Origin of the sequence: Meishania litoralis (assembly GCF_042611095.1) — a bacterium.
Taxonomy (GTDB): Bacteria; Bacteroidota; Bacteroidia; order Flavobacteriales; family Flavobacteriaceae; genus Meishania; species Meishania litoralis.
The window spans coordinates 421,828-444,259 of sequence record NZ_JBHFPV010000001.1; the positions used below are offsets into that span (position 1 = coordinate 421,828).

The 22,432-nt window shown below is 42.1% G+C and carries 24 protein-coding genes; 4 read left to right on the forward strand and 20 right to left on the reverse strand.

Annotation, left to right across the window (positions count from 1 at the left end):
* Positions 1-40 precede the first annotated feature (40 nt).
* Positions 41-1,801 (reverse strand): hypothetical protein, encoded by a 1,761-nt coding sequence (locus tag ACEZ3G_RS01900; RefSeq protein WP_432423786.1) that lies wholly within the window; start codon positions 1,799-1,801, stop codon positions 41-43.
* A gap of 106 nt (positions 1,802-1,907) precedes the next feature.
* Between ACEZ3G_RS01900 and ACEZ3G_RS01905 the strand changes: the two genes are divergently transcribed.
* The 3 genes from ACEZ3G_RS01905 (at position 1,908) to ACEZ3G_RS01915 (ending at position 5,947) form a co-directional block, all read left to right on the forward strand.
* Positions 1,908-2,420: an RNA polymerase sigma factor gene (locus ACEZ3G_RS01905; protein ID WP_432423787.1), complete on the forward strand. Its 513-nt coding sequence runs from the start codon at positions 1,908-1,910 to the stop codon at positions 2,418-2,420.
* A gap of 109 nt (positions 2,421-2,529) precedes the next feature.
* A complete protein-coding gene (locus ACEZ3G_RS01910; protein ID WP_432423788.1) occupies positions 2,530-3,441 on the forward strand; it encodes a FecR family protein in 912 nt (303 codons plus the stop codon).
* Positions 3,422-5,947: a TonB-dependent receptor gene (locus ACEZ3G_RS01915; protein ID WP_432423789.1), complete on the forward strand. Its 2,526-nt coding sequence runs from the start codon at positions 3,422-3,424 to the stop codon at positions 5,945-5,947. Before ACEZ3G_RS01910 ends, ACEZ3G_RS01915 begins: the two co-directional genes overlap by 20 nt.
* A 25-nt stretch (positions 5,948-5,972) precedes the next feature.
* Here the strand turns inward: ACEZ3G_RS01915 and argS are convergent, their stop codons facing one another.
* Positions 5,973-7,754 (reverse strand): arginine--tRNA ligase, encoded by a 1,782-nt coding sequence (gene argS, locus ACEZ3G_RS01920; protein WP_432423790.1) that lies wholly within the window; start codon positions 7,752-7,754, stop codon positions 5,973-5,975.
* A 121-nt stretch (positions 7,755-7,875) separates the two neighbouring features.
* Between argS and ACEZ3G_RS01925 the strand changes: the two genes are divergently transcribed.
* Positions 7,876-8,301: a hypothetical protein gene (locus ACEZ3G_RS01925; protein WP_432423791.1), complete on the forward strand. Its 426-nt coding sequence runs from the start codon at positions 7,876-7,878 to the stop codon at positions 8,299-8,301.
* A 26-nt stretch (positions 8,302-8,327) separates the two neighbouring features.
* Here the strand turns inward: ACEZ3G_RS01925 and ctlX are convergent, their stop codons facing one another.
* The 18 genes from ctlX to rplR all read right to left on the reverse strand — a co-directional run bounded on the left by ctlX (position 8,328) and on the right by rplR (position 22,423).
* Positions 8,328-9,257, reverse strand: a complete 930-nt coding sequence (ctlX, locus tag ACEZ3G_RS01930) for a citrulline utilization hydrolase CtlX (protein WP_432423792.1) — start codon at positions 9,255-9,257, stop codon at positions 8,328-8,330.
* 15 nt (positions 9,258-9,272) lie between these two features.
* A complete protein-coding gene (locus ACEZ3G_RS01935; protein WP_432423793.1) occupies positions 9,273-10,187 on the reverse strand; it encodes a dimethylarginine dimethylaminohydrolase family protein in 915 nt (304 codons plus the stop codon).
* Positions 10,188-10,285: 98 nt separating this feature from the next.
* Complete coding sequence (locus ACEZ3G_RS01940; RefSeq protein WP_432423794.1) at positions 10,286-11,572, reverse strand: citrate synthase; 1,287 nt, start codon at positions 11,570-11,572, stop codon at positions 10,286-10,288.
* Positions 11,573-11,694: 122 nt separating this feature from the next.
* Positions 11,695-13,236, reverse strand: coding sequence for a glycogen synthase (locus tag ACEZ3G_RS01945; RefSeq protein WP_432423795.1), 1,542 nt, complete (start codon positions 13,234-13,236; stop codon positions 11,695-11,697).
* A 132-nt stretch (positions 13,237-13,368) separates the two neighbouring features.
* A complete protein-coding gene (gene eno, locus ACEZ3G_RS01950) occupies positions 13,369-14,661 on the reverse strand; it encodes a phosphopyruvate hydratase (RefSeq protein WP_432423796.1) in 1,293 nt (430 codons plus the stop codon).
* Between the two features lie 113 nt (positions 14,662-14,774).
* Positions 14,775-15,890 carry a glutamine-hydrolyzing carbamoyl-phosphate synthase small subunit gene (carA, locus tag ACEZ3G_RS01955; protein ID WP_432423797.1) on the reverse strand — a complete coding sequence of 372 codons (1,116 nt, stop codon included), beginning with the start codon at positions 15,888-15,890 and terminating at the stop codon, positions 14,775-14,777.
* A gap of 91 nt (positions 15,891-15,981) precedes the next feature.
* A complete protein-coding gene (rplQ, locus tag ACEZ3G_RS01960; RefSeq protein ID WP_432423798.1) occupies positions 15,982-16,515 on the reverse strand; it encodes a 50S ribosomal protein L17 in 534 nt (177 codons plus the stop codon).
* Between the two features lie 67 nt (positions 16,516-16,582).
* Positions 16,583-17,575, reverse strand: a complete 993-nt coding sequence (locus tag ACEZ3G_RS01965; RefSeq protein WP_432423799.1) for a DNA-directed RNA polymerase subunit alpha — start codon at positions 17,573-17,575, stop codon at positions 16,583-16,585.
* 19 nt (positions 17,576-17,594) lie between these two features.
* A complete protein-coding gene (gene rpsD, locus ACEZ3G_RS01970; RefSeq protein WP_432423800.1) occupies positions 17,595-18,200 on the reverse strand; it encodes a 30S ribosomal protein S4 in 606 nt (201 codons plus the stop codon).
* A gap of 91 nt (positions 18,201-18,291) precedes the next feature.
* On the reverse strand, positions 18,292-18,684 hold the full coding sequence (gene rpsK / locus ACEZ3G_RS01975) for a 30S ribosomal protein S11 (protein ID WP_432423801.1): 393 nt from the start codon (positions 18,682-18,684) through the stop codon (positions 18,292-18,294).
* A gap of 13 nt (positions 18,685-18,697) precedes the next feature.
* The gene (rpsM, locus tag ACEZ3G_RS01980) at positions 18,698-19,072 is read right to left on the reverse strand and encodes a 30S ribosomal protein S13 (protein ID WP_432423802.1); all 375 of its coding nucleotides are present in this window, start codon (positions 19,070-19,072) and stop codon (positions 18,698-18,700) included.
* A gap of 2 nt (positions 19,073-19,074) precedes the next feature.
* Positions 19,075-19,191: a type B 50S ribosomal protein L36 gene (ykgO, locus tag ACEZ3G_RS01985; protein ID WP_073370549.1), complete on the reverse strand. Its 117-nt coding sequence runs from the start codon at positions 19,189-19,191 to the stop codon at positions 19,075-19,077.
* A 20-nt stretch (positions 19,192-19,211) separates the two neighbouring features.
* The gene (gene infA, locus ACEZ3G_RS01990) at positions 19,212-19,427 is read right to left on the reverse strand and encodes a translation initiation factor IF-1 (RefSeq protein WP_013305172.1); all 216 of its coding nucleotides are present in this window, start codon (positions 19,425-19,427) and stop codon (positions 19,212-19,214) included.
* A gap of 95 nt (positions 19,428-19,522) precedes the next feature.
* Complete coding sequence (secY, locus tag ACEZ3G_RS01995) at positions 19,523-20,869, reverse strand: preprotein translocase subunit SecY (RefSeq protein ID WP_432423803.1); 1,347 nt, start codon at positions 20,867-20,869, stop codon at positions 19,523-19,525.
* 9 nt (positions 20,870-20,878) lie between these two features.
* Complete coding sequence (gene rplO, locus ACEZ3G_RS02000) at positions 20,879-21,331, reverse strand: 50S ribosomal protein L15 (protein WP_432423804.1); 453 nt, start codon at positions 21,329-21,331, stop codon at positions 20,879-20,881.
* Positions 21,332-21,341: 10 nt separating this feature from the next.
* The gene (rpmD, locus tag ACEZ3G_RS02005; RefSeq protein WP_432423805.1) at positions 21,342-21,521 is read right to left on the reverse strand and encodes a 50S ribosomal protein L30; all 180 of its coding nucleotides are present in this window, start codon (positions 21,519-21,521) and stop codon (positions 21,342-21,344) included.
* A gap of 11 nt (positions 21,522-21,532) precedes the next feature.
* Positions 21,533-22,057: a 30S ribosomal protein S5 gene (gene rpsE, locus ACEZ3G_RS02010; protein ID WP_432423806.1), complete on the reverse strand. Its 525-nt coding sequence runs from the start codon at positions 22,055-22,057 to the stop codon at positions 21,533-21,535.
* A gap of 9 nt (positions 22,058-22,066) precedes the next feature.
* On the reverse strand, positions 22,067-22,423 hold the full coding sequence (rplR, locus tag ACEZ3G_RS02015) for a 50S ribosomal protein L18 (protein ID WP_432423807.1): 357 nt from the start codon (positions 22,421-22,423) through the stop codon (positions 22,067-22,069).
* Between the last annotated feature and the right edge of the window lie 9 nt (positions 22,424-22,432).

Below are 22,432 nucleotides of genomic sequence, written 5' to 3' on the forward strand. Positions count from 1 at the left end.
TTAAAATGCCCCGAGCTTTAAAGTCGGGGCATATATCAATTTATTTTTTCTCAAGTACAAGAATGTTCATTCCGTCAGCATCATTGAAGTGATGCATCTCCAACCTGTTTTCATCGACCTCGACAATCATGTAATCGTTCGCCAACGGATAGTAGTTGCTTTCAGCGTTAAAGGCGATTATCATTTCTAGCTTGCCGTCACTATTGCGATAGACCAACCAACTACCAGTTTCTATAGTTGTACCGTTCGCATTGGTCACAACGATCGTTCCGTCTTGTTTGAATTCAAAATCGTCGTAAGCGTAGGCCTGCGAAATAGGATCGCTATTAACGGATAGCAGGGCAACATTCCAAAGTGAATCGACAAAAAGGTCCCTGATCCACACTACGTCTCCATCAGCTTCATCATTGTCGCAATTGCGTTCCAAGATCAATTCGTAACCGGTACCCGGTATTTCGAACTTCAATCTGTCATCCCTTAAATCGCTCAACGGCCATTCGAAACTTACCCCAGGCTCGTCGCCCATGACTATGGCCATAACCAAGCGGCCCTGCTCGTTGGTAGTGATTTCCCAACTACCCTCGCTCATGACTTCTCCTTTACTCAAGGTTACGATACCCTCGGCCTCAAAACTGAACTCAAAACCTAAAAGTCTTTTAATTTCGTCACCTTCTACCTTGACCTTTTTAATGATCCAATCACATTCCCATAGGATCTCGCGCAAGGTATTCGGATCGTCGTTCAAAATATCACAGGCGTTCTCCATAATAATGCGATTGCCCTCGGTCGTAAATAGTTTTATTTTCTCTTCGGAAATCTCGTACACGAACCAATCGAGATTGAAGTCTACCAAGACATCGAATTCAAGTTTCAGCAATACACGATAATCCGATACATATGTACTCCATGCTCCAGTGATGTTGTTGCCCGCCCGATCGAGTACGTTCACCGAACCGTCTTCCTTAAAGTTCATGATGTATTCAAAGTACTGTTCGGTTTGAATCTGGTTGTCACGCACTACATCTCGGATCAACCACGGGCATTTTACCAAGAGGTTGTCCAACCTTTCTTCGTTAAAATCATCATCGTTGTAGTCATTGTCATCATCTTCATCACAAAGATCTTTGGCCTGTTCTATGGCCGCTGCCAATTCAACATTACTGTTTACGGTAACTTCGGTACCATCGTACATCACAAAAGCGACAGGAAATTGAATACTGATCAGATCGTTCTCACCAAGCCCCGCGAAGAACCTGCGCATTTCCATATCACTTTCAACGACAACACTGCCTGTCTGTACCGAATTAATATCCAAAGTGAAAAAAGTTACAGGATATACCACATCGATACATTCGATGTCATCATCGTCGCCACCCTCCAAGCATTTTTCTGCAAGCTCCTTAAGTTCAGTCTCACCATTTATTGTGAACTCAGAATAATCTGCCATGGTTATGGTAATCGGAAAAATAATATCCAAAAGATCATCATCGCCCTCAACAGCATCGAAAATTTCTTCGATCAAGCGGAGGTCATCTTTCGAATCAATCGTAATTTCCAATCCATTGACCTTTACGGTATACGGAAAACGAATATCGAAACAACTGGCCCCATCGACGATATTGTCATAAGAACCATCATTTGAAACGGTGCGTTCCATCAATTTAGCGGTGGCAGAAGTTGCCGACATCGCCTCACCTTCTTGAGGGTCATCGACATCATAGGTCTCTTTCTGACAAGAAGTGAACACCAAAGCTGTCGCAAGTAGGCCAACGTACAGCGAAGATTTAAAAAACTTTTTCATAACGATTTGGATTTTTTTGTTAATACGCTCTTAAAACAACGGAGTTTGAAAATACCCTACCCTATTCTCATTTTTTTCAAATATCTTTGATAAAAAACCAGCCCAGTTGAGCACCGAAAATACCGAAAACATATGTGAGGAACAGTTATTCAGTCAATTCTTCAAGACTAATTCTAAAACGATCTTCAACTATATTTATTATAAATTCGGCAATGAGGAAAAAGCTTATGATGCTGTGCAAGAAGCTTTTATGAAACTTTGGGAAAACTGCGCCAAAGTTTCCCCCTCGAAGGCCAAGTCGTACGTATATACAATTGCCAACAACCTCTATCTGAACGTCATAAAGGCCGGAAAAGTTCGAATGAAGTATGCCGACAAGACTTTGAAGGCAACGAACGAGTCGCCCGAATTCGTCATGGAGGAAAACGAGTTCAAGAAAAAATTGGACAAGGCATTAAACGATCTACCGGAGAATCAACGCACCACGTTCCTATTAAACCGCATCGATGGAAAGAAATACGCGGAAATCGCCGAAATGGAAGGCGTAAGTGTCAAAGCAATCGAGAAAAGAATGCACTTGGCACTGAAAACTTTGCGTGAACAAATAGATGGTATATAATGCAAATCAACGATTAAATGGGTATTATCATCTGATTTTCAAAAATTTACGAATATCACAGTAGGGTTTTTCCCTTTTTAGATGTTATAAAGGCACAAAGCTAAAGGTCATGCAAGAAAACTACTTGGCAAAATGGTTGAACAACGAACTCGATGAGCAGGAGTTAGAGGAATTCAAAAATTCCGAGGCATATGCTTCATATCAACGAATCGCTGAAGCTTCCAATAGGTTCGAAGCGCCCGATTTTGATGTTGAAGAAGCATTGATGGCCTTAAAGAACAAGCAGACCTTAAAAAGTACCAAAGTTGTTCAATTGCATCCGTACAAAAAGTTTTTGCGCGTGGCCGCAGCCATATTAGTATTGGTGACAGGTTCTTATTTTTATCTGAATTCGTTGGATGAAACTGTGAACACCCAATATGCCGAGAACAAAGAAGTACTGCTTCCCGATGCATCAGAGGTCATATTGAACGCTGATTCAGAAATATCGTATAGCGAAAAAAAATGGAACGATAAGCGAAATATTTCATTGGAAGGCGAGGCTTTTTTCAAGGTCGCCAAAGGGAAAAGATTTACCGTTTCGACCAAAGACGGTACGGTCGCCGTTCTAGGCACACAGTTCAATGTCGAAAACCGTAAGGGATTTTTTGAAGTTACTTGTTACGAGGGCTTGGTCAGTGTTACCTTTAACGGTCATGAGACCAAATTACCGGCAGGCACCTCATTCATGGCCATCAATGGAAAAATTGTTGAAGCCGATGCCCCTAATACCAAGGTTCCCGCGTGGATGAACAACGAGAGTACTTTTAAGAGCATTCCCCTGAAATATGTATTGAACGAATTTGAAAGACAGCACAACATTACGGTCGATACCCAAAATATAGACGGCGAGCAGCTTTTTACCGGCACCTTTAGCAATACCGATGTAGATTTGGCGTTGCAGAGTATAAGTGCACCTTCCCGAATAAAGTTTAAATTAGAGGGGAATAAAGTGCTGTTCTATGCTGAAAACGCACCGTAAAAACCTTTTATATACGCTTACCTTAACACTGCTTACACTGTTCGTAAAGAATGGCAATTCGCAGGAGACGGCCGTACCAAAACCACTAATCACTTACATTCAGAAGCTTGAGCAAGAATTCGATGTCAAGTTTTCTTACGTTGACCAAGATATTCGAACTATAGAGGTTATACCGTACGAAAGTTCGGTACTTGAAGAAATCTTGACCGATATCGAAAAACAGACCCAGATCAAGATTCAAAAACTCAACGAACGCTACTACACGTTGACAAGGAGTGTTACCGTCACTATTTGCGCCCTGGTATTGGATAATTTCGAACAAAATACCGTTCCCGGTGCGACAGTTGAGGTCTTGGGCACCGAAATTGCCATTGTTACCGATTTAGACGGAAACTTTAAACTTGAAAACATTCCTAGAAACGCCGTACTTCAAATTCAACATTTGGGTTTTAAGCCGCTTTTTGTCAATGCCGAAGAATTGATAAATTCGGATCCGTGTTCCACCCTGCTTCTTGCACAGAACTATCAGGAACTTGACGAAGTGGTCGTGGTCGAACTGTTGACTACAGGACTTGTAAAACAATCGGACGCAAGTATCGACCTGAACACGGCCGCTTTCGGAATTCTTCCAGGCTTGATCGAACCCGACGTGCTACAGACCGTACAGGCCTTACCCGGAATCAAAAGTATCGACGAAACGGTATCGGATATAAACATTCGAGGTGGCACCAATGACCAGAACCTTATTCTTTGGGATGGCATCAAAATGTATCAATCGGGGCATTTTTTCGGGTTGATATCAGCATTCAATCCCTATCTGAACGACAAGGTAACCATTATTAAAAATGGTACGAGTGCCCAATATGGTGATGGGGTAAGTGGGGTAATCAGTATGCGGACCATTGATGATATTTCGGAAAACATATTCGGAGGAGCCGGTGCCAATCTGATAAGTACGGATGCCTATTTACAAGTACCCATTAACAACAAACTGGCAGTTCAATTTTCAGCGCGCCGTTCATTGACCGATTTTTTGAACACGCCCGCTTATGAGCAATTTTCATCACGTGCTTTTCAAGATTCAGAGGTGACACGTAATAGCAGTTTCTTCTTTTACGATTTTGGAGGCAAGTTACTTTACGACATTAACGAGCGACAAAAACTCAGGTTCAGTTTTATCAATATCAACAATAAGTTGGATTATGACGAAACCAACCAAGATACTTCGCGCAGCTCACAAAGCGCATTAGATCAGACCAATTTGTCTTTCGGCGGAAACCTTCAAAGTACATGGTCGGATTCGTTCTCATCACACCTGAACATATATTCGACCCAATATGAATTGGATTCTAGGAACACAACGATCAACGGGCAGCAAAATCTATCACAGGTAAATAGGGTCTTGGAAAGAGGATTGAAATTCAATACTATCACAAATATCGGAAGCCATGTAAACTGGTCGAACGGGTACCAATTGAGTGAAACCGGTATTTTAAATTTTACAGAGGTATCACAACCTCCATTTAAAAGTGACATTCTCGAAGTAATGCACACGCATTCGTTCTTTTCCGAAATTGGCTATGAATCCAACAACAAGAATCTCTTGGCTCGCATTGGGGGCCGTATGAACTATTTTAATAATCTTGACACTTTTGACGAAATCGTCTTGGAACCTAGATTGAATGTCAGCTACTCGTTTACCGACCATTTCAAAGTCGAAGTTCTAGGAGAGTTCAAGAGTCAGGCTACCAACCAGATAGTCGATCTGGAGCAGAATTTCCTGGGCATCGAAAAAAGGCGATGGATACTCTCCGACGGTATTGAACTGCCCATTACAAAAAGCAAACAGGCCTCCTTGGGGTTCAACTACCAAAATCGGAACCTGTATATTGGTCTCGAAGGTTTTTATAAAGAGGTGGAAGGCATCAGTACAGAGACCCAAGGGTTCCAGAACCCCTTTCAATTCGGGGGAGAAATTGGCAAATATGAGGTCAGGGGATTGGAATTCCTCGTCAATAAAAAAACAGTTGATTATAGTATCTGGTTTAGCTATGCCTATAATTTGAACAATTATTATTTTGAGGATTTGCCTCCCAATACATTTCCCAACAATCTGGATATCCGCCATACCGTCACCTTGGCGGGCACATACACTTACGACAATCTCAAATTGGGGCTCGGATTCAATTATCGCACCGGAAAACCATTTACCGAACCATTGGAAGGAAATCCGATAAATACTGATTTTTTCCCGTATCGCATCAATTATTCCGAACCTAACAGTAGTCGTCTCCCTGAATATCTTCGGGCGGATATTTCGGTCATTTACGATTTTGATATTAGCCCTAGGGTACACGGATCCATGGGAGCTTCAGTACTTAACATTTCGAATCGCGCCAATGTTCTTGACACCTACTACCGGCTTAACGATCAAGATGAAATTGAAACAATACGGCGTGTTTCTTTGAACTTGACACCCAACATCAGTTTTAGGGTTAGATTCTGATCAAGCCTGATAATTAAATTGACCGTTACATTCTTTCTGGCACCTCTATACCCAAAAGCCTGAATGCGGATTTGATTACATCTCCCACATTTTTCGACAACTGCACCCGCAATACTTTCTTTTGCCTATCGGCCTCGCCCAAAATAGAAACCTGTTGGTAGAACGAATTGAATTCTTTGACCAAATCATAGGTATAATTGGCGATCAATGCAGGACTGTAATTTTCTGCCGCCAATTGAACAGTTTCAGGGAACAACATGATCTGTTTTATAAGTTCTTTTTCTTTTGGATGCAGCACCAACGTTTCTTCGATTTTCGCCGACAGGTCGACCTTCATATCTTTGGCCTTTCTAAGTATCGATTGGATTCTGGCATAGGTATATTGGATAAACGGACCCGTATTTCCTTGAAAATCAACTGATTCTTCCGGATTGAACAAAATCCGTTTTTTGGGATCGACCTTTAGAATGTAATATTTTAGCGCCCCCAGCCCAATGGTTTTATAAAGCTCTTGTTTCTCCGGTTCCGAATATCCTTCCAATTTGCCCAGTTCTTCGGCTAGTTCTGCAGCAGTTTTGGTCATATCCGCCATGAGGTCGTCGGCATCTACCACGGTGCCCTCGCGACTTTTCATTTTACCGCTTGGCAAGTCGACCATGCCATAACTCAGATGATACAGGTTTTCGGCCCAGGCAAATCCAAGCTTTTTGAGAATCAAAAAAAGTACCTTGAAATGATAGTCCTGTTCGTTACCTACGGTATAGACCATACCACCGATATCGGGGTAGTCTTTTACCCGTTGGATCGCCGTACCAATATCTTGGGTCATATATACCGCCGTACCATCCGACCTCAGTACTATCTTTTCATCAAGACCCTCATCCGTTAGGTCGATCCATACACTACCGTCTTCCTTTTTGAAGAACACTCCGTTTTTGAGACCTTCGGCTATAAAGTCCTTTCCCAACAGGTACGTATCGCTTTCATAGTACAACTTATCGAAATCGACCCCCAAATTTTTGTAGGTTTCGTCAAAACCTTCATAGACCCAACCGTTCATGGTCTTCCAAAGCGAAACCACTTTTTCATCACCCGCTTCCCACTTTTTAAGCATTTCTTGGGCCTCGATTAACGATGGCGCCTCTTTTTCGGCAATGTCCTTATTCTTTCCTTCACTGACCAGGGTATCGATTTCCAACTTGTATTGGTCATTGAATTTTACATAATAATTGCCCACCAACTTGTCTCCTTTCAATCCCGTACTTTCAGGGGTTGCGCCATTACCCCACTTTTGCCAGGCCAACATGCTCTTGCAAATATGAATGCCACGGTCGTTGATGATCTGGGTCTTATAGACCTTTTTTCCGGAAGCTTTCAAAATTTCGGCAACGGAATAGCCCAATAAATTATTTCGTATATGCCCCAAATGTAACGGCTTGTTCGTATTGGGGGACGAGTACTCGACCACAACGGCACGGGAATCGTCACATTCTACCAATCCGAAGTCTTCCACATCCTTGACCGAATCGAGAAAATCAAGGTAAAAACCGTCATCGATCACCAAATTCAAAAAACCCTTGATAACATTAAATCCCAAAACGGCTTCAACCTCGGTTTGCAGATATTGCCCGATTTGATTTCCTATTTGCTCAGGATTTCCCTTTATTTGGCGAAGCATTGGAAAAACCACAATGGTGATGTCTCCCTCAAAATCTTTTCGGGTGGGTTGAAATTCAACATTGAGAAGGTCTATTCCAAAAATGGATTTTACCGCTTCCCTGACCTTTTGCGCCAACACTTCTTGCATATTCTTCTAGAACAGTGGTTAAAGCTGCAAAACTACATATTTTTTATGCTTTGGGCGTTAAGTATCTCGACCTTGTGGGGTGTTTTCGCTAACTTTAAACGCGCTGGAAACCGAATGTCTTATGCTTCTCAATGTTTCTTACAACGACAGTGAAATTACCAAAAAGATAGATCGGGAGGTAGGCAAACCGTTCACCCTGAAAGAACGTTGGGCAATGAAAGGTATCGGATCGCCAAAATTATCCATAACGGAGACCAGCATCGAAATCAGAAATCTCCTCATTCTTGACAATAACCGCGATACCTGCAACATCGAAATACGCCCTGCAGGAATCATCGTTCGATTTCGTTCATTATTGGAAACCTTTACCTTGGTAATACCGTATTACAAATTGAAAATACATAAGGGCGATATTGCCGTGTACACGATCTATCGCGACACCTATTTCATCAAGGTGCGTTCAGACACCAAAGCAGTTCGAGAGTTTTTCAAAAAAATATTGGATCACAAAATAGGGAATACGCCCAATTTACCGGAAGACTTATGAGCAAAACCCGCAAACGTTGCCCACAATCATACCCTGGGCAAAAATACCTCGGCCATCATACAACGAGCACTACCCCCGCCACAAGTTTCAATTGTCTCTAAGGAGCTGTGAATTATGGCACAATGTTTTTCAATCTTCCTTATCTGTTCGTCGTCCAAGCTCTTAAAGGCAGCAGAGCTCATTACGAGATACCTTTTATCGTCAGCACCTAAAACTTGGAGCATGTTGCCGGCAAAATGGCACATCTGTTCTTCAGTAATCGAGATAACCTCCTTGTCGGTCTGTTTGAGATGATCCACAACATTCTTTCGCTCTTTTTTATCGTCGATGGAATCTAGACATATAATGGCGAAATCTTCGCCCAAAGCCATCATGACATTGGTGTGGTAAATCGGCAGGCGCTGGCCGTCGACGGTTTGGTAGGCCTTAAAAATCACCGGCATGCAATCAAAATCTTCGCAGAACTCAATGAATAATTCTTCATCTGCTCTTTCTGAAAGGGCACAATAGGCCTTTTGGTGTACCCGATCCATCAGAATGCTTCCGGTACCTTCCAAAAAGACACCTTCTTTTTCGGCAGACGTATAGTCCATGATACTTTCGATAGCAAAACCCTGTTCTTCAAGTATATCCAAAATATCATCGCGACGTTCGTTCCTTCTATTTTCTGCAAACATCGGATATAGCCCTACCGTTCCATTGGCGTGAAACGAAATCCAGTTATTGGGAAAAATACTATCTGGGGTATCGCTTTCCTTATTATCATCGATTACGATTACATTGACTCCCTTCTCCCTTAATTTGACAACAAAATTATCGAACTCTAACTGTGCCTTTTTATTTATGGTCTGGTTTTGCAGATCCATATCTTCCATAAAATAATTGTTGACCGCCGTCTGCTCGTTCATACGGAAGTTAACCGGACGGATCATCAAAATGGTATTCGTTATTTGCATGGTATCTAAAACGTATTATTCGCGAACCAAGGGCAAAGTGCTGCACCTTAATAAACCTTCTTGTTTTCCAATTTCAAAGTAGGGAATTTCCTCTACCGTAAAGCCTTGTTCCCGCAACCAATCGTTCAATCTCGTAAAGCCTCTTTCGGATACTACAACCTCAGGAGAAATCGAAAACACATTGCTGAACATCTGGTACATCTCGTCGGCAGTAATCTCAAATACGTTTTCCTTACCAAAGAAATCGACCAACCAGCGATACTCTTCTTCGACTAAAAAGCCATTTTTATGCAAAATGGCCTTGCCCTTGCCCAATGGTTGAAAGCAACAATCGAGATGCAGCGCATTTTCCTTGGCATTGGTATTACTTTTTCGCAATTCGAACGACTTGATCTTCTTATCGGGAAATTGCCTTGAAATGTAATCGACAGCGGCCTTGTTCGTTCTGGCCGTAATGTACTCTGAATAATCCTCTCCTGTATAAGTTCCAATGAAGATATATTCGTTCCACGGCATCACATCACCACCTTCAACGTGCACTTCGGCGGGAGGCACCAAAATGTTTTCTTCGTCGATTTTGTCCAAAACATGTAAAATCGCTTGAAACTCTTGCTCCCTATCTGGCAAGATGTTCGCCTCTATCAATTTGTTTCCGATGACAAAAGCAATATCGCGAGAAAAAATCTGATTACAATCCTTGATTACTTCGGGGCGAAAAACCTCGACGTTATATTTTCTAAAAACCTCGGCAAAGGCTTCCATTTCGGCGATCATATCGGCTTCCTTCGGATAGGTTCCCGCCAAGATATGTTCCAATGATTTGGGATCATAAGCCTCTTCTGGCATAGGTGTGGGACCAGGACTTTCAGCAGTACCTAAAACCACGGCCTTCAAAGACGAGACCTCGTCATTAATGTTCAAACTAAGCATAGGAAGATTTTACAGTTGAAAAATAGCATCGATGTAAAAGAAACCGTTCTTTGAGTAGTACAAAACAAAGAACGGTCAATTCGTGTTGTTCAGACAACCTATCTTAAATCGACCGATTTGAAAGGCCGATGATTTTCACCAATATAAATCTGTCGTGGCCTACCAATGGGTTCTTTTCGCAATCGCATTTCGCGCCACTGTGCGATCCAACCGGGCAATCTTCCCATCGCGAACATTACCGTGAACATATCGGTAGGTATTCCCAAGGCCCTATAGATAATTCCCGAGTAAAAGTCAACATTCGGGTATAGTTTTCTGTCAACGAAGTACTTATCTTCAAGTGCTTCTTTTTCAAGGCCCTTTGCAATTTCCAAAATAGGGTCTTCAATGCCAAGATCGCCAAGAACCTCATCGGCAGCTTTTTTGATTATTCTGGCACGGGGATCAAAATTTTTGTATACGCGGTGCCCAAAGCCCATCAATCGAAATGGGTCATTCTTGTCCTTGGCCTTGGCCATATATTTTTTCGTATCTCCACCATCGGCTTCGATAGCTTCCAACATTTCAAGTACGGCTTGGTTCGCCCCACCATGAAGAGGACCCCATAGGGCCGAAATGCCAGCGGATAGTGAAGCGAATAGACCGGCATGTGAAGAACCCACTATTCGAACTGTGGAAGTAGAGCAATTCTGTTCATGATCCGCATGCAGGATCAAGAGTTTGTCCAGAGCCTCAATCACTATCTCGTTTTTGGTATATTCTTTATTGGGCCTTTTGAACATCATCTTATGAAAATTCTCGACATAGCCCAAACTATCGTCCCCGTAGTCGAGTGGTAGTCCTTTTTTCTTTCTAAGAGTCCAAGCCACCAGTACCGGAAACTTGGCCAAAATACGAACAATCGCATGGTACATAGCTTGTTCGGAAGACACATTGACGGATACCGGATTAAATGCTATCAAGGCACTGGTAAGCGAAGTAAGAACCCCCATTGGGTGGGCCGATTTAGGAAAGGCATCCAATATTTTTTTCATTTCTTCATCGATATGGGACTCTTCCTTGATATCGTCATGAAACTTTGCCAGTTGTTCTTTATTAGGCAATTCGCCAAAAATCAGAAGATAGGCCACTTCAAGAAAATCGGCCTTTTCCGCCAGTTCTTCAATGGAATAACCGCGATATCTTAAAATTCCTTTTTCGCCGTCCAAAAAAGTAATGGCACTTTCACAACTCCCGGTGTTTTTATATCCGGGATCAATGGTAATCATTCCATTGGTCGCCGAGCGCAATGTTTTTATGTCTATGGCCAGTTCGTTTTCGGTTCCTTCAATGACGGGAAATTCGTACTTTTTCCCATTATACTCCAATGTAGCTTTGTCTGACATACTGATTATTTTCTTATTGTTTATTCTCTTGTAAATTTAAGAAAAACGGCCCACGTTAACAATTTGCGAGTTCCATTTATGGTATTATTAACAGCGATGTGAATCGAAGGTCGAAAAGAAAACTATGCGCTTATGGCATAAAGGTTTCTATAGTATTGATCGACCGATTTTTTCCAGGTAAAACGCATCTTTTTGGCATTCGCTTGAATAGCCTTCCATTGCTTTTTATCCGTGAGGTATATCCTTAAGGCCAATTCAAATGCTTCGACCATATTTTCGATTTTTTCGTCATAAGTGTTTCCAGTGAAACTAAAACCCGTTCTTAAGTGCTCGACGGTATCTTTCAAACCACCTGTTTCATGCACAAGACACGGGTTTCCATTGCGCATGGCCAACATTTGACTTATACCGCACGGTTCGAACAGACTGGGCATAAAATAAAGATTGGTTTCCAAATAAAGTGAATCTATCAAATCTTCGGATTGGCCATTCGTAAATATGAAATTCTTATGCTGGTAACTTATCTCACGAAAAAGTTTTTCATACTCGGGATCCCCTGTTCCCAACAGTATAAACACACCGTTTACCTTCTGCAATATTTTAAGAATCGAAACCAAAGCTTCGGGCGATCGCTTGAAAAAGTAAAATTTCTGCTCTGTCAGTCTGGCAACACTGGCCACGATAAATTCGGGCCTATTGTCAACATAATCCATAATCTTCTCTCCGGTATGGGCAAGAAAATCGGCCTTGTATTTTTTTGATTCATCTTGCAGCCATGAAAACAGCGCCCGTACAATATTTCTGTAGATCTTACCTTTTTTGGCAACCCTTATATTCTTATAGTTCGACCCATTTAAAATACCGAATAATCGACCTTCATTGTCAGCGGCCCTTAAATCTTTCTCTAAACCTTCACCGCCTATAAATTCAGGCGGATTGCTCGGTTTCAAGACGTCATCTTTATAAGTTGGGGAAACCGTATGCACCGCATCGGCCAATCGTATTCCAACGGCCATTAAATTGATGCAATCATGATATCTGTAATCCATTAATGGTTTGGGGTCAAAAGGTACGTTGGGAAACCAGTTCGCCAACGATGAGTAGTTGTTGGCAAAAGGTCGTATGCCTTGAATCGCCAGATTATGGATGGTATACACATAACGCATTTTTTTAAGCGATTTGTACTCGGGATGATAGGTCTTGAGAAACAAAAGCATGCTGGTATGCCAATCGTGCAAATGAACAATGTCCAACTCACCAAAAGCATCTTGTTTAATTGCTTCGGCTACTGCCGTGCAAAAAATGGTAAACTTAATATTATCGGTGTAAAAGGGCTCTTTGGGATCATCATGATAAATGTGCCCTATTTCGCCGCCTTGAATTTCGGGATGATGGACGACATAATGGCGAATGTTTTTAAACTCTTTTTTGGGCACTACCTCATATAACTCGGCAGTATATTCATTGCCCCTTAACAGCATGTTCAATTTGGCCCTCAATCGACCCCCTTGGTGCAATCTTGAGTACGAAGGAACTACAACATGTACTTCATCACCCCGTTCTGAAATCTCCCTTGGCACATCACGAACTACGTCGGCCATGCCACCTGCCTTACATTTAGTGATACCATCGTTTTCTGCAGCGACAAAGAGAAATCTGTTCATTCCCGTACTGATTTATTGAATAATAACAATATATACATTAAAACCAAAAGAAAGTAGGGTAACCACCATAAAAAAAATCCTTTCCTAACATATAAATCGGGAAAGGATTCCTTGATTGTTTTCTTTCTACTACTACCCTACCTTAAAGGCCCTTTGCTGCGGATAGTATGCCGTACTTCCCAATTCTTCCTCGATACGAAGCAGTTGGTTATACTTGGCCATGCGATCCGACCGTGAGGCAGAGCCAGTCTTGATCTGACCCGTATTCAAGGCCACTGCCAGATCGGCAATGGTATTGTCTTCTGTTTCTCCGGAGCGGTGCGACATTACCGAAGTATAGCCGGCATTTTTAGCCATGTTCACCGCCGCAATGGTTTCGGTCAATGTTCCTATCTGGTTTACTTTTATCAATATGGAATTGGCTATTCCTTGTTTGATCCCCCTTGACAATCGATCCACATTGGTAACGAAAAGATCGTCACCGACCAGTTGTACCTTATCTCCAATTTTTTCAGTTAAGACTTTCCAGCCCTCCCAATCGTTTTCATCCATACCATCTTCGATGGAAATAATAGGATATTTTGCACTGAGGTCGGCCAAATATTGTGCCTGTTCTTCAGAGGTTCTTATTACACCTTTGTCTCCTTCGAACTTGGTATAGTCATATTTTCCATCAATATAGAATTCCGCCGAGGCACAATCCAACGCGATCATGACATCATCACCCAGTTTATAGCCAGCCTTTTCTACCGCCTTTGCTATGGTATCAAGGGCGTCTTCGGTACCCCCTGCCAAATTGGGGGCAAATCCGCCTTCGTCGCCCACGGCGGTACTCAATCCCCTATCGTGAAGCACTTTTTTAAGGTTATGGAAAATCTCGGTTCCCATTTGCATGGCATGTGAAAAGTCTTTCGCCTTAACGGGCATCACCATGAACTCTTGAAAAGCTATCGGCGCATCTGAATGCGACCCTCCGTTTATGATGTTCATCATGGGCACGGGCAATGTATTCGCACTCACTCCGCCTACGTAGCGGTATAGCGACACTCCCAATTCGTTGGCGGCCGCTTTGGCCACCGCCAAAGAAACACCCAAAATCGCATTGGCGCCCAATTTTGATTTATTAGGTGTTCCGTCAAGGTCGATCATGGTTTGATCGATCAAGTTTTGCTCGAAAACCGACATGCCCAGAATCTCTTCTGCAATATTCGTATTTACGTTGGCAACGGCTTTACCTACTCCTTTTCCCATAAAGGTATTGCCCCCATCACGTAACTCAACAGCTTCATGTTCACCGGTCGAGGCCCCTGAAGGTACTGCTGCCCTTCCCATTATTCCATTCTCGGTGATTACATCGACCTCAACGGTCGGATTTCCTCTTGAATCTAAAATCTGCCTTGCGTGAACGCTCAAAATAATACTCATATGTATTTTTTTATGATTGGTTTTAAAGGGTATAAATATACGAAACGGCCTGTTCAATCATCTGCCGAGCTCTCGATATTGTGAACGAAATAACAAATTCTTAAAATACACTATTAAATTTGGGGAACCGACTTTATCATATCAAAAAATTGATCAAAAAGATAATCGGCATCATGCGGACCTGGACTTGCTTCGGGGTGATATTGAACGGAAAAAACAGCTTTGTCTTTCATTCTTATCCCTGCCACTGTCTTATCGTTAAGGTGAACGTGGGTTATCTCGAGATTCGAATTCTCCTCCGTTTCCTTTCTATTTATAGCAAAACCGTGGTTTTGAGAGGTAATTTCCCCCTTGCCGGTCAGTAGGTTTTTTACCGGATGGTTTATTCCTCGATGGCCGTTGTGCATTTTATATGTAGAAACACCGTTGGCCAATGCGATTACTTGGTGGCCCAAGCAAATACCGAACAAGGGTTTGTTACTAGCTATTATTTTTTTTGCTGTTGCGATCGACTCGGTAAGAGGCTCTGGGTCGCCGGGCCCGTTCGATATAAAATATGCATCGGGATTGAAAGCTGACATTTCTTCAAATGTGGCATTATATGGAAATACCTTGATATATGCATCTCTTTTGGCAAGGTTTCTCAAAATATTCTTTTTGATTCCAATGTCAAGCGCAGCAATCTTATAGGTGGCACCTTCATCACCGTAATAATAAGGGACATCTGTACTTACTTTAGAAGCCAGTTCTAAACCTTCCATACTTGGCACTTTGGCAAGTTCTTCCTTTAATTGGGCAACATTTTCAACATCTGTTGAAATTACGGCATTCATCGCTCCATGATCCCTGATATAGCTTACAAGCGCCCTGGTATCGACATCTGAAATCGCGAACAGGTTACTTTTATCGAGAAACTCTTTTAGACTGGCATCTGCGGCCGGTCGTGAATACGTATAACTGAAATTCTTACATATCAGCCCTGCAATCTTAACGGATTCGGATTCCACTTCATTCTTGTTGGTTCCATAGTTTCCAATATGGGCGTTGGTCATCACCATTAGTTGTCCATAATAGGAAGGATCCGTAAAAATTTCTTGGTAACCGGTCATTCCGGTATTGAAACATACCTCGCCAAAGGCCGTACCTTCTTTATCGCCAACGGCCTTTCCGTGAAATATGGTTCCGTCCGCCAGTAGTATTAAGGCTTTTTTTCTTTCTTGATACTTCATTTACCTTCAAAATTTAATTTTACAAAAAAACACAAAAAAAGGATAAACTAGAAAGTCTATCCTCTTTAATATATTAATATATTCAAATGTTCTATTCTTCCGAATCATCCGCCTTGGCCTCTGTTTCATTTTTATCAACGGACTTTGATTGCGTGGCAGGAACCGGAGGTGTAGCAGTTTTCGCCCCAGAACCCCTTCTACTTCTTCTCGTAGATTTCTTCTTTGGCTTGCCCGCATTATATAGCTCATTAAAATCAACAAGCTCTATCATGGCCATATCTGCGTTGTCACCCAAACGTGTGCCCAGTTTGATAATTCGCGTGTAACCTCCTGGACGATCACCGACCTTTTCGGAAACTTCACTGAACAGTTCGGCAACCGCATATTTGTCGCGAAGGTTTTTGAAGACTATTCTTCTGTTGTGCGTACCTTTTTCTACCGTCTGATTGTTCTCTGCCTTCGATTTCGTAATCAAAGGTTCGACAAACTGCTTCAGGGCCTTTGCCTTCGCAACCGTAGTATTAATACGCTTGTGCTCGATCAAGGAACAAGCCATATTGGCCAGCATTGCCTTTCTGTGGGCTTTCTTTCTTCCTAAGTGATTGACTTTTTTACCGTGTCTCATTATTGCTTATTTATCATCTTGCTGCCATACCCTAAAGTTGTATTAAAGGGGAGCAAAATATGATTATTTAATCTTTGTCCAATTTATATTTCGAAAGGTCCATACCAAAACTCAAACCTTTGTTGATAACAAGTTCTTCAAGTTCGGTCAATGATTTTTTACCAAAGTTTCTGAACTTCATCAAATCATTTTTGTTGAATGAGACCAAATCTCCCAAAGTATCGACCTCGGCAGCTTTCAAACAGTTCAAGGCGCGAACCGACAGATCCATATCTACCAATTTTGTCTTCAACAATTGACGCATGTGCAAAGATTCTTCGTCATAGGTTTCGGTCTGGGCAATCTCATCGGCCTCTAATGTAATACGCTCATCAGAGAACAACATAAAGTGATGTATAAGTACCTTGGCCCCTTCGGTCAAAGCATCTTTGGGATGGATCGATCCATCGGTAACGATTTCAAAAACCAATTTTTCATAATCGGTCTTCTGCTCAACCCTAAAGTTTTCAATACTATATTTTACATTCTTTATCGGGGTAAAAATAGAGTCGATAGCAATGGTGCCCAAAGCCGTACCAGACTTTTTGTTTTCCTCAGCAGGAACATATCCACGACCTTTGTCGATAACGATCTCCATATTGATGTTCACCTTGGAATCCATATTGCAGATGACCAAATCGGGATTCAAGACTTGATAACCCGAAATGAATTTTTGAAAATCGCCGGCGGTCAATTGATTCTTGCCACTTACGGAAATAGAAACTACCTCAGCTTCTGAATCATCGATCTGTTTTTTAAACCGAACCTGCTTTAAATTCAAGATCATCTCGGTAACATCTTCAACAACACCAGGAATCACAGAAAATTCGTGCTCAACACCATCGATGCGTACCGAAGTTATGGCATGGCCTTCCAATGAAGAAAGCAATACCCTTCTTAATGCGTTCCCAACAGTCAATCCATAACCAGGTTCCAAAGGGCGGAATTCGAATTTCCCTTCGAAATCTGAAGAATCGATCATTATAACTTTATCGGGTTTCTGAAAATTAAATAATGCCATATGAAATTAGTGTTCTGGGTTATTTTGAGTAAAGCTCGACTATTAATTGTTCCTTGATATTTTCAGGAATCTGCATTCTCTCTGGCACGGCTACGAAAGTGCCTTCCATCTTTTCAGAGTTCCATGTAATCCATTCGTAAACACTACTGTTGGCCGATAATGCATCATTGATCGTTTGTAACGATTTTGACTTTTCTCTTACGCCGACAACATCACCTGGTTTCAATGAATATGAAGGTATGTTCACCAACTCGCCATTTACGGTGATGTGCCTGTGCGAAACCAATTGTCTTGCACCTCTTCTTGAATTTGAAATTCCCATTCTGAAAACCACGTTATCTAATCGTGATTCGCACAATTGAAGCAATATCTCACCGGTAACGCCTTCTTTTCTTTTGGCATTGGCAAAAATATTACGAAACTGGCGCTCTAAAATACCATAGGTATACTTGGCCTTCTGTTTCTCCATCAATTGAATGGAATATTCCGATTTTTTACCACGGCGTCTATTTTGGCCGTGCATCCCCGGAGGGTAATTCTTTTTTTCGAAAGACTTGTCGTCCCCGAAAATCGCCTCGCCGAATTTACGGGCGATCTTACTTTTTGGTCCTGTGTATCTTGCCATTTTCTTTTAATTAAAGGTGTGATTATGAATTAAGGCTTATCCTTCGATAATCGTCTCTACACCTCGGTGAAATATATTAGTGATAGATAAATTAAACTCTTCTTCTTTTAGGTGGGCGGCAGCCATTGTGCGGCATTGGGGTCACATCGATTATTTCGGTTACCTCGATTCCTGAATTGTGAATTGATCGAATTGCCGATTCCCTACCATTTCCAGGTCCCTTTACGAATACTTTTACCTTACGAAGACCAGCTTCATGAGCCACTTTACTACAATCTTCCGCGGCTACTTGAGCGGCATAAGGGGTATTCTTCTTAGATCCCCTAAAGCCCATTTTTCCTGCGGATGACCAAGAAATGACATCTCCTTTTTTATTCGTTAGGGAAATAATGATATTGTTGAAAGATGCCGTTACATGTGCCTCGCCAACCGAATCAATGATGACCTTTCTTTTTTTGGTGGTCTTAGTACTTGCCTTTGCCATAATACCCTACTTATTATTTAGTTGCCTTTTTCTTGTTGGCAACGGTTTTTCTTTTTCCTTTTCGTGTCCTAGAGTTATTCTTGGTACGTTGGCCTCGCAACGGCAACCCAGATCTATGGCGAATTCCACGGTAACAGCCAATATCCATCAAACGTTTGATGTTCAACTGTGTTTCTGAACGTAGTTCTCCTTCAATGGTATATGAAGAGGCGGCATCCCTGATACGGCCTATCTCATCATCGTTCCAATCGGAAACTTTCGTGTCTTCACTAACTTGGGCTTTTGCCAAAATTTCTTGGGCCCTGCTTTTGCCTATTCCGAAGATATAGGTAAGTGCAATTACCCCTCTTTTATTTTTTGGTATGTCGATACCTGCAATTCTTGCCATAATTACCCTTGTCTTTGTTTAAATCTAGGATTCTTTTTATTGATAACATACAACCTGCCTTTTCGACGCACAATCTTGCACTCGGCACTTCTTTTCTTAACTGATGCTCTTACTTTCATCGTTTTGTATTTCTCCTTTCTTAGTATCTATACGTTATTCTAGCCTTGGTCAAGTCATAGGGGCTCATTTCAAGCTTTACCTTGTCACCGGGGAGCAACTTGATATAATGCATGCGCATCTTTCCTGAAATATGTGCCGTAACCACATGACCATTCTCCAGTTCTACACGAAACATTGCATTTGACAACGCTTCTATTATCGATCCATCTTGCTCTATCGCAGCCTGTTTAGCCATTTTTTAGTCTTTAGTTCCTAGTCGGTAGTCGGTAGTTCCTTAAATACTTATCACTGTATTTTCTATCGTCTAACGCCTACTATCTAATCGTCTATTTATGCTACTTTTCTGTTTTTGCCGGTTTTCATCAATCCGTCATAATGCCTGTTCAAAAGATAGGAATTTACCTGTTGTACCGTATCTATCGCCACACCTACCATAATCAAAAGTGAGGTGCCCCCGTAAAACAATGCCCATCCTGCCTGTACGTCCATCAACTTTACAACAAACGCAGGGAAAACCGCTAAAAGTGCTAAAAAAATTGCCCCTGGAAAAGTTATCAATGACATAATCTTATCCAAGAAATCACCTGTTTCCTTTCCCGGTCTTATACCCGGTATAAAACCTCCGCTTCTTTTTAGATCATCAGCCATTTTGTTCGTTGGAACAGTTATAGCCGTGTAGAAAAAGGTGAATATTATAATCAGAAAAGCAAATAACAAATTGTACGCCCAACCGAAAATATCGGCAAAATTAACCTGGATCCATTGGCCAGCTGCCGTATCGTCAAAAGCCCCACCGATCAACCCGGGAACGAACATGATCGCTTGGGCAAAGATAATGGGCATAACCCCGGAAGCATTCAACTTCAATGGGATATACTGACGTGAACCCATAATATTCTTCTCGTATCCCCCGGAAGCCGTTCTTCTTGCATACTGCACCGGAATCTGACGTGTGGCCATGACCAGCAACACACAGGCAAGAATTACCAAAAACCAGATAATAACCTCTATCAACACGAACATTAATCCGCCATTGTTATTGGCCGTTCTCGAAACGAATTCTTGAACAAACGACTGCGGCATGGTCGCGATAATCCCTATCATTATCAACAATGAAATACCGTTTCCGATACCCTTGTCGGTAATCTTTTCACCCAACCACATGGCAAACACACAACCGGTCACCAAAATAATGACCGCAGGAATCATAAAATCCAATCCTTTACCAAGAACAAATGCACTGTCAGGAACCCCGAACATGGTACCCAAACTATAGAGATATGCAGGTGCCTGAACGATACAGATTCCAATGGTCAGCCATCGGGTAATCTGGTTCTTCGTCTTTCTTCCGCTTTCACCTTCTTTATCCAATTTTTGAAGATAAGGAATGGCAATGCTCATCAATTGCACAACAATCGATGCGGAGATGTACGGCATGATACCTAGAGCGAATATTGAGGCATTTGAAAAAGCTCCGCCCGTGAAGGCGTTCAACAATCCAAAAATACCTTGATCCGTACTGGATGCCAATTGTGACAATTGAGTAGAATCTATACCCGGAAGTACGATCTGACAACCAAAACGGTAAACCAAAAGAAGACCCAAGGTCAGAATAATTCTGTTCCTGAGTTCTTCAATCTTCCAAATATTCGATATGGTCTCGAAAAATTTCTTCATAGTTTCTTCTTATAAACTTATCGCCTCCCCACCTGCTGCTTCAATAGCCGCTTTGGCGGTGGCAGTAAATTTATGTGCCGTTATTTTGAGCGAAGCTTTCAATTCTCCACCGCCCAGTATTTTGACCAGATCCTTTCGTTTGGCCAATCCGTTTTCTACCAAGGTATCAAGGTTTATAGCATCTTTTACGATTTTGCCATCTACCAATGCCTGAAGCTTATCTAGGTTGACACCTTGATACTCCTTACGATTAATATTGGTAAAACCGAACTTTGGCACACGTCTTTGAAGTGGCATTTGTCCGCCTTCAAAACCGATCTTTTTGGAATAACCCGATCTTGACTTGGCACCCTTGTGCCCCCTAGTCGCAGTTCCTCCCTTGCCAGACCCTTGGCCTCTTCCTACTCGCTTACCACTTCTGTTGACGGAACCTTGCGCTGGTTTTAGATTACTTAGATTCATCTGTTAATTTTTATGCTTCTTCTGTAGAAACCAAATGTTTAACTTTATTTATCATGCCAATAATGTTCGGCGTGTCGTCGTGCTCGACAACTTGACCAATTTTACGTAGACCAAGGGCTTCTAATGTCCGCTTCTGGTCTTTTGGCCTTTTGATACCGCTCTTTACCTGTTTTACCTTAATCTTCGCCATAGTATCGTTAATTATCCTTTAAAAACTTTTTCCAAGGAAATTCCTCTTTGTTGTGCCACGGTATGCGCTCCGCGCAGTTGCAGTAGTGCATCGAATGTAGCCTTGACAACGTTATGCGGATTTGAAGATCCTTGTGATTTTGAAAGTACATCGTGCACCCCTACCGATTCCAATACGGCCCTAACGGCACCTCCGGCAATAACCCCTGTACCATGGGAAGCCGGCTGAATATATACACGTGCACCGCCATACTTTCCCTTTTGCTCATGTGGCAATGTTGCTTTGTTCAAAGGAATACGAATCAAATTTTTCTTGGCATCCTCGATTGCCTTGGCAATAGCGGTGGCAACTTCTTTTGATTTTCCCAATCCGTGCCCTACAACTCCGTTTTCATCTCCAACTACAACGATTGCCGAAAATCCAAACGCACGGCCACCTTTGGTGACTTTGGTTACCCTTTGCACACCGACAAGTCTATCTTTAAGCTCTAAACCTCCCGGCTTAACCGTTTCTACATTTTTGTATTTCTGGTACATACTTTTATATTAGAATTTTAATCCTGCTTCCCTTGCCCCCTCGGCCAAAGCTCTTACGCGACCGTGATACAAATTGCCCCCTCTATCAAACGCAACCTTTTCGATACCTGCCTTCTTGGCCTTCTCGGCAATGGCTTTACCCACAGCTCCGGCAATTTCCGACTTGGTTCCTTTTACTTTGGCCAAATCTTTGTCACGAGAAGAAGCGGCCGCCAATGTCTTGCCTTCAATATCGTCTATAACCTGAGCATAAATTTCACTATTGCTCCTGAAAACAGCCAATCTTGGGCGATCCGCAGTTCCTGAAGAAACTTTACGTATTCTTCTTCGAATCCTATACTTTCTTTGTGTCTTCGACAGTTTCATAATACTATA